Annotated in this window: 8 protein-coding genes; all 8 read left to right on the top strand. The window is 55.9% G+C overall.

Annotated elements, in window-relative coordinates; all coding sequences use genetic code 11:
* The first annotated feature begins 112 nt into the window (after positions 1 to 112).
* On the top strand, positions 113 to 337 hold the full coding sequence (gene secG, locus QVO43_RS08445) for a preprotein translocase subunit SecG (RefSeq protein ID WP_022488090.1): 225 nt from the start codon (positions 113 to 115) through the stop codon (positions 335 to 337).
* A gap of 85 nt (positions 338 to 422) precedes the next feature.
* Positions 423 to 1,157, top strand: coding sequence for an alpha/beta hydrolase (locus QVO43_RS08440; protein ID WP_022488089.1), 735 nt, complete (start codon positions 423 to 425; stop codon positions 1,155 to 1,157).
* A 3-nt stretch (positions 1,158 to 1,160) separates the two neighbouring features.
* Positions 1,161 to 1,562, top strand: coding sequence for a PaaI family thioesterase (locus QVO43_RS08435; RefSeq protein WP_022488088.1), 402 nt, complete (start codon positions 1,161 to 1,163; stop codon positions 1,560 to 1,562).
* The gene (rnr, locus tag QVO43_RS08430; protein WP_022488087.1) at positions 1,559 to 4,033 is read left to right on the top strand and encodes a ribonuclease R; all 2,475 of its coding nucleotides are present in this window, start codon (positions 1,559 to 1,561) and stop codon (positions 4,031 to 4,033) included. Before QVO43_RS08435 ends, rnr begins: the two co-directional genes overlap by 4 nt.
* A complete protein-coding gene (smpB, locus tag QVO43_RS08425) occupies positions 3,984 to 4,448 on the top strand; it encodes an SsrA-binding protein SmpB (RefSeq protein ID WP_022488086.1) in 465 nt (154 codons plus the stop codon). Before rnr ends, smpB begins: the two co-directional genes overlap by 50 nt.
* 394 nt (positions 4,449 to 4,842) lie before the next feature.
* The gene (locus QVO43_RS08420) at positions 4,843 to 5,838 is read left to right on the top strand and encodes a 2-hydroxyacid dehydrogenase (protein WP_022488085.1); all 996 of its coding nucleotides are present in this window, start codon (positions 4,843 to 4,845) and stop codon (positions 5,836 to 5,838) included.
* Positions 5,839 to 5,932: 94 nt separating this feature from the next.
* Positions 5,933 to 7,405 (top strand): hypothetical protein, encoded by a 1,473-nt coding sequence (locus QVO43_RS08415; RefSeq protein WP_022488084.1) that lies wholly within the window; start codon positions 5,933 to 5,935, stop codon positions 7,403 to 7,405.
* Positions 7,406 to 7,506: 101 nt separating this feature from the next.
* Positions 7,507 to 7,947, top strand: a 441-nt coding sequence (locus tag QVO43_RS08410; protein ID WP_288174811.1) for a polyphenol oxidase family protein, incomplete at its 3' end; no start/stop codon positions are given.

The raw sequence follows: 7,947 nt of genomic DNA, 5'->3' as shown, positions 1-7,947 counted from the left end.
CTGCCGCTCCTACGGTTGGTGCACCCAGCCACTTAACCACTATCCCCCGCTCCTTGACCATTTCCCCAACCAATGCTAAAATATAAGAATCTGATATGTGGAGGGAATACCTGTGGCTTTAGATATATTGATGGTTCTTGATGTGATCGTGAGCGTCCTGCTGATCGGGTCCATCCTGCTCCAGTCTGGCAAAAGTGCCGGGTTCAGCGGTCTGGGCGGGGGAGAATCCCTGTTTGGGGGCAAACCCACGGACATGGATGAGGCGCTGGCACGGATCACCGTTGTGCTGGGGCTGATTTTCGCTGTTATCAACGTGGCAATTGCCCGCCTGCAGTAAGCAATTAAAGAACGTTCACACATTTCACAGTGGCATTGCCTGGCAGGGTAATGCCATTTTTGCTATGGGGAAGGAGGCGATGGGGATGCTCCAGGGCGCGGAACCGTATTTCTGGCAGGGGCAAAACGGCAAAGGGGTGCTGTTGGTCCACGGCTTTACCGGCAGCCCTTCGGAACTCCGGGAACTGGGGGAGGACCTGCACCGGAAGGGGTATACGGTGGAAGGGCTTCTCCTGGCAGGCCACGGCACGGATCCCCATGATCTGCTGGAGGTAACGGCGGAACAGTGGGAAGCCCAGGTGCGGCAGGGAGTGGCCCATCTTCGGGAAATCTGCGCCCAGGTAACGGTCATCGGCCTTTCCATGGGCGGGCTGCTGACCCTGTATGCCGGAGCAGAGACAAAAGCGGACAAGCTGGTGGTGCTCTCCACCCCCATCTATCTCTACGACTGGCGGGTGTACTTCCTCTGGCTGGCGGACCGGCTGCCCTACTGGGCCATTCCCAAAAATCCCCGGACCATCGACGCTCCTGCCCGGTACAATGTGGCCTACCGGTGCATGCCCATCAAAGCGGTCCACCAGCTGGTGCGGCTGCTGAAGGCGGTGAAGGGAAAATACCTGCCCAAGGTCCGGCAGCCCCTTCTGATCATCCAGTCCCAAACGGACCACACGGTGCGCCCGGAAAGTGCCCTGTACATCCAGGAACATGCCGCCTCAGACCAGAAACGGCTGCTGTGGGTAAAACAGGCCCGGCATGTGATGACATTATACAAAGGCCGGCAGGCCATTTATGCTGCCATCGAGGCCTTTTTGGAGGAATAGAAAATGGAAAATGACAGAGATACCATGTGTTTCGGCTGTGGGAAGGACAACCCGATGGGGCTCCATCTCCACTTCCGCACCGACGAAAACGGCTGCTACACCAGTTTTGTGCCCCAGCCGGTGCACCAGAGCTATGACGGCCGGATGCACGGGGGACTGATCTCCACCCTGCTGGACGAAACCATGGGGAATTACCCTTATATGTATGAACACAAAGTTGCCTATACGGCCCGGCTGGAAGTCCGCTTCCGGCAGCCGGTACGGATTGGGGAACGGATCCATGTGATCACCAAAGTAAAAAGACGAAAGGGACAGCTGCTGGAAATGACCGGCCAGGTAATCCGGGAAGACGGAACCGTGGCGGCCGAAGCGGACGGCAAGCTGATGTATGAGGAGAGAGAATGATCAATACAGAAATGGAAACAAAGATCCTGGGGTACATGAAGGACCATCCCACCGCCCCGCTTTCCGCCGATGAACTGATCCAGGCGCTGGCCTTGAAGGGCGCGGACCTGAAGCTGTTCTGGACGGTGATGGAAGAACTGGAAACCCGGGGCCAGGTGGTGAAGACCCGGTTCAACACCTACGGGCTGCCGGCGGCCATGGGCCTGGTGGTGGGCCGGTGCCAGGTGACCAGCAAGGGCTTTGCCTTTGTGATCCCGGAAGAAAAAACGGAAGACGGGGACCTGTTCATCCCGGCCAGCAGCCTCAGCGGGGCCATGGACGGGGATACGGTCATGGCCCGGGTGATGAAAAGTGTCTTTGACGACCGGCAGGAAGGGAAAATCATCCGGATCCTGAACCGGGCCCATCACAAACTGGTGGGAACCTTCAGCAAATCCGGGGAATTCGGCTTCGTGATCCCGGACAACAAACGGGTGGGCCGGGACATTTACGTGCGCCGGAAGGACTTCAACGGAGCCCGGGACAAGGAAAAGGTGGTGGTGGAAATCACCACCTGGCCGGACGAACGGCGGAACGCGGAAGGAAAAATCGTGGAGATCCTGGGGAAACCCGGGGATATCGGCCTGGAAATCCTTTCCATCATCAAAGACAACGACCTGCCCACCAAATTCCCTGCTCCTGTCCAGGAAGCGGCAGAAAAAGTGGAGCAGAAGATCAAAAAGAAGGAAATCCAGAACCGGCTGGACCGGCGGGACTGGAACATCATCACCATCGACGGGGTGGATTCCAAGGACTTGGACGATGCTGTGTATGTGGAAAAACAGGGGGACAACTACTTCCTGGGGGTCTATATCGCCGATGTAAGCTATTATGTGCAGCCCCACTCCCTGCTGGACCAGGAAGCCTATGAACGGGGCACCAGCGTGTACCTGGTGGACCGGGTGCTGCCCATGCTGCCGGTGGAACTGAGCAACGGCATCTGCAGCCTGAACGAAGGGGAAGACCGGCTGACCATGGCCTGCGAAATGCTCCTTGACGGGAAAACCGGCCGGACCATTTCCTTCACCACTGCGCCCAGTGTGATCAACAACCACCACCGGATGAACTATCCGGATGTACGGGCCATCCTGGTGGACCAGGACGAAGCCCTGCGGAAGAAATATGTGGATATCGTCCCCATGCTGGAAGATATGGGACGGCTCCAGCAGGTACTCCACAAGAAACGGGAACGCCGGGGCGCCATCAACTTTGAACTGCCGGAACAGAAGGTGCTGCTGGATGAGCAGAAGCATCCGGTGGCCATTGTGAAGCGGGAACGGTCCGTGGCGGAAATGATGATCGAAGAATTCATGCTGGCGGCCAACGAAACGGTGGCCGGGTTCATGGCCAAGCACAAACGGCCCTTCATCTATCGGGTCCACGACCTGCCGGATCCGGAAAAGATCCAGAACCTGGCCAAGCTCATGGCTCTCTTCGGAGTCACCCTGAAGGTGGAAGAAAAAATGCGCCCCAAGGATCTCCAGCGGGCCCTGGACAAGGTGGCCGGCAAGCCGGAAGAAAAGCTGATTTCTACAGTGGCTCTCCGGAGCATGCGCCAGGCGGTGTACCAGACGGAAAACATCGGCCATTTTGGCCTGGCAGCCCACTTCTACACCCACTTTACCTCTCCCATCCGCCGGTATCCGGATCTGATGGTCCACCGGCTCCTGCGCCGGCAGCTGGACGGGGAACGGCTGACCCGGCAGCAGGCGGAAGAGCGGACCCAGCGGCTGAGCCTGGTGGCTTCCCACTGTTCCATCCGGGAACGGGGGGCCATCGATGCGGAACGGCAGACGGTGGATCTGAAAATGGCCGAATACATGCTCCAGTTTGTGGGTCAGGAATTCACCGGGACCATTTCCGGGGTGTCCTCCTTCGGGTTCTTTGTGGAACTGGACAACGGGGTGGAAGGCCTGGTCCATGTATCCAGCCTGACGGACGACTATTATGACTATATCGAGGGTCAGTACGCCCTGATCGGCCAGCATCTGGGGAACCGGTACCGTCTGGGCGACCAGGTGAAGATCCAGGTGCTCCAGGTGGATGTGGCGGAACGGAAAATCGACTTCGTCCTGGCCGGCCTGAGCCCGGAGGCGGCGGACCAGATGCGCCGGGAACTGGGACGGCAGAAAAAGACCAAGACCGGTATCGCTACCGGGAAGCTTCGGAATGACACCACCGGCCGGAAATCCGGAGACCGGAAGGAATTCGGAAAGAAGAACAGCCGCAGCCGGAACCGGAAAAAGAAAAAGAACACGGCCCAAAAAGGCCAAGAAACCTCTTTGAGTCAGCTGGTGCCCCAGGGCACGGAAAATGCTGGGAACAGCAGCTCCACCAAAAAGAAAAACAACCGCCGGCGGCGGAGAAGAAGGGATCGGAAACATGGAAAAGCCAGTGAAGGTAATCGCAGAAAACCGGAAAGCCAGGCATGACTACAACATCCACGAAACCTATGAAACCGGCATCGTGCTCACCGGCACGGAGGTGAAATCCCTCCGTCAGGGCAAGGCCAACCTGAAGGATTCCTATGCGGCAGTGACCAAAACCAGCGAGGTGTACCTGTACAACCTCCACATCAGTCCCTATGAACACGGGAACCGGTTCAACGTGGATCCTCTCCGGGACCGGAAGCTGCTGATGCACAAACGGGAAATCCAGAAACTGATCGGGAAGACCAAGGAAAAGGGCTTTACCCTGGTGCCTTTGCAGTTGTATTTCAGCCACGGGCTGGTAAAGTGCAAGCTGGCCCTGGCCACCGGGAAGAAGCTCTATGACAAGCGCCAGGCCATGGCCGACCGGGCTGCCAAACGGGATATCGACCGGGCTATGAAGGAAAGGAACCGGTGATAAGGGGCTGCGGAGGCAGCCCCGTCAACGGTCAGCGGCCGAAGGAATGAACCCGCCTTTACAAGACGGGTTCGTTAGAGACGAATACGACGCAGAAAATCTGGCAGTATGGGGCCTACCTTTCTCAGACGGATTACCGCATTGGCAGGAATCTGCAGAAAAAGTGGCAGGTGAATGTGGGAGTAAATTATCAGTTTTAAGGGAAAAGTAACGGGCAGGAGGCTGCTGCAGAAGCAGCAGCCTTTTTGTTTCCACAAAATATTCACGCAATTTGTATACAAAATACGAAAAACATTGGAAAATTTTTTTTTCCATGCTACAATGTAATCAGCGGGCAGACGGAACCATTCCGGGTTGCCCAAATTGTGTGTTTCCCATTATAGGAGGTATTGATATGAAGGTTTTATGTTATGGTGTAAGAGATGTAGAACTGCCGATTTTTGAGGCCTGCAACAAGGAATTCGGTTACGACATCAAATGTGTCCCTGATTATCTGAATACGAAAGAAACTGCCGAAATGGCTGCTGGCTTTGACGCAGTAATCCTGCGGGGCAACTGCTTCGCCAATAAACAGAACCTGGACATCTACAAGAAACTGGGCGTAAAATACATCCTGACCCGTACCGCCGGCACGGATCATATCGATAAGGAATATGCCAAGGAACTGGGCTTCCCCATGGCTTTCGTTCCCCGTTATTCCCCCAACGCCATTGCTGAACTGGCTGTAACCCAGGCTATGATGCTGCTGCGTCATACCGCTTACACCACTTCCCGTACTTCCAAGAAGAACTTCAAGGTCGATGCCTTCATGTTCTCCAAAGAAGTCCGGAACTGCACCGTGGGTGTTGTTGGCCTGGGCCGGATTGGCCGTGTGGCTGCTCAGATCTTCCACGGCATGGGCGCTACCGTTATCGGGGAAGACGTTTTCGAAATCAAAGGGATCGAAGACTACTGCACCCAGGTTTCCCTGGATGAAGTCCTGGAGAAATCCGACATCATCACCATCCATGCTCCGTACATCAAAGAAAACGGCGCTGTGGTTACCCGCGACTTCCTGAAGAAGATGAAAGACGGCGCCATCCTGGTCAACTGTGCACGCGGCCAGCTGGTGGATACCGAAGCTGTCATCGAAGCTGTGGAAAGCGGCAAACTGGGCGGCTACGGCTGCGACGTTCTGGATGGGGAAGCCAGCGTATTCGGGAAAGACCTGGAAGGCCAGAAACTGGAAAACCCGCTGTTCGAAAAGCTGGTTGACCTGTATCCCAGAGTCCTGATTACTCCGCATCTGGGCTCCTACACCGATGAAGCCGTAAAGAACATGGTGGAAGTTTCCTACCAGAACCTGAAGGATCTGGCTGAAACCGGCGACTGCCCCAACAAGATCAAATAATTTTGCTTCTTCCCAAGGGTGCTGCAATCTGTTGCAGCACCCTTTTCGTGTTATAATAAGGGAAATATGGAATTTCGGGAAAGAAGGGGTCCCTATGCTGGACAAAATCGATCTGAAAACGAAAATTTCCAAAGAAGCATACGCAGAAAAAATAGCAGAGGAAGAAAACCGTCTGGGATTCCTCCAGCGGACAGTCCGGGATGCCAAGATCCCGGTGATCGTGCTGTTTGAAGGGTTCCGGGCCTCCTGGCGGAGCCAGCTGATCAGCAAGGTGATCCATGCCCTGGACCCCCGGGGGTTCCGGGTGTATTCTGCCTCCAAGACCACGGAAAAACAGAAGGAGAGCCCGTTCTTCCTCCAGTTCTGGAAGGAGCTGCCACCGGCCGGGCAGATCTGCATCCATCACCGGGCCTGGTATTTCCTGCGGAACGAACATGCAGTGGGGGATCCGGACGAGGCTTCCGAATGGTACAATGTAAGTTTTGACGAAATCAACAGTTTCGAAAAGGAACTGGTCCAGGGGGGCTATGTGCTGGTGAAGATCTTCACCCACATTTCCAAGAAAAAACAGAAGGAAAACATGGAAAAGGGCCAGGAAACCATGGGCAGCCGGTGGGAAAAACTGGCACCGGGAGGCATCGAAGGAGTCGACTACGACAAATACCGGGATGTGTACGAAGACATGCTGGCGGCCACCAATACGGATCTGGCCCCCTGGCACATCGTCCCCATGGAAGACAAACGGACCGGTACGGAAGCGGTCTTCCGGGTGCTGATCACCGCCCTGGAAGAAGCCCTGAAGGACCGGGAGCGTCCGGTGGATCCGGAAAAAGGCCCGGCCAGGGAACTGACCATTCCGGATATCCTGTCCGGGTACACGCCCTACCAGCCCATGGAACAGGAAGAATACAGCAAAAAGCTGAAAAAATACCAGAAACGGCTGGGGGAACTCCAGTTTGAACTGGCCAAACGGAAAATCAGTACCATTGTGGCCTTTGAAGGCCAGGATGCCGGGGGCAAAGGGGGCGCCATCAAACGGCTGTCCGAATCCTTCGACCCTCTGGGCTACCGGGTGAACCCGGTGAGTGCACCCAACGAATGGGAAAAGCAGTTCCATTATCTCTGGCGGTTCTGGACCAGACTGCCGGCTCCGGGAGAAATTGCCATTTTCGACCGGACCTGGTACGGCCGGGTGTTGGTGGAACGGGTGGAAGGCTTTGCCAAAATCAGCGAATGGCGCCGGGCTTATGAAGAAATCAACGATATGGAAGCCCAGTGGGTGAAGCAGGGGATCATCGTCCAGAAGTTCTGGATGCAGATCGATTCGGAAGAACAGCTGAAACGGTTCCAGGCCCGAGAGAACGACCCCAACAAAACCTGGAAGATCACCCCGGAAGACTGGCGGAACCGGGACAAATGGGATGCCTATGTGGATGCGGTGAACGAAATGCTCTATCGGACCGATACCAAAGGCGTACCCTGGACTGTGGTGGAAGCCAACAATAAACTGTTTGCCCGGCTGAAAGTCCTGGAAACCATGATCCAAAGGATGGAAGCTGTGCTTTAACGTTTACAAACCAGTAAAAAAACAGTACAATGAGGGTTGCTGGAAGTTCTTTCCAGGGTTTCCTGCTGTGCAGGAAAAATTTGACCAATGAGGTGGGAAAGATGGCTGATTTTGCCTTTGCAGAAGCGAAAGGTGTGGAATGGGGCTGTTTTCCTGCCTGGAAACAGTGGGGTGTGGTCCACGGATTCCTTTGCCGGACAGGGGGCTGCAGTTCCCTGTTCCCAGGTGGACTGAACCTGAGTTACAACGTGGGAGATGACCGGGAGAAGGTACTGGCCAACCGGCAGAAAATGGCGGCGGCCCTGGATTTTCCCCTGGAACGGGCAGTGGCCTGTCAGCAGGTCCACAGCACCCATGTGGCGGTGGTGACGGAACAGGATGCAGGGAAAGGCACCCTGACTCTGGCTGATGCCATCCCGGAAACCGACGGGATGGTCACGGACTGTCACCGGCTGCCTCTGTTGATTTCCTATGCGGACTGTGTGCCCATTTTGCTGGCGGATACCCGGACCGGGGCGGTGGGAGCCGTCCACGGCGGTTGG

This window comes from Acidaminococcus sp. CAG:542 (genome assembly GCF_000437815.1).
In the GTDB taxonomy this organism is placed as follows: Bacteria; Bacillota; Negativicutes; order Acidaminococcales; family Acidaminococcaceae; genus Acidaminococcus.
Note: the sequence above shows the minus strand (reverse complement) of the source record. Positions and strands in the feature narration are given on the sequence as shown.

What these genes read in the sequence shown, in the direction of transcription:
- QVO43_RS08440 (WP_022488089.1), top strand. Translation starts at nt 423, where the DNA reads ATGCTCCAGGGCGCGGAACCGTATTTCTGGCAGGGGCAAAACGGCAAA.
- QVO43_RS08435 (WP_022488088.1), top strand. Translation starts at nt 1,161, where the DNA reads ATGGAAAATGACAGAGATACCATGTGTTTCGGCTGTGGGAAGGACAAC.
- rnr (WP_022488087.1), top strand. Translation starts at nt 1,559, where the DNA reads ATGATCAATACAGAAATGGAAACAAAGATCCTGGGGTACATGAAGGAC.
- smpB (WP_022488086.1), top strand. Translation starts at nt 3,984, where the DNA reads ATGGAAAAGCCAGTGAAGGTAATCGCAGAAAACCGGAAAGCCAGGCAT.
- QVO43_RS08420 (WP_022488085.1), top strand. Translation starts at nt 4,843, where the DNA reads ATGAAGGTTTTATGTTATGGTGTAAGAGATGTAGAACTGCCGATTTTT.
- QVO43_RS08415 (WP_022488084.1), top strand. Translation starts at nt 5,933, where the DNA reads ATGCTGGACAAAATCGATCTGAAAACGAAAATTTCCAAAGAAGCATAC.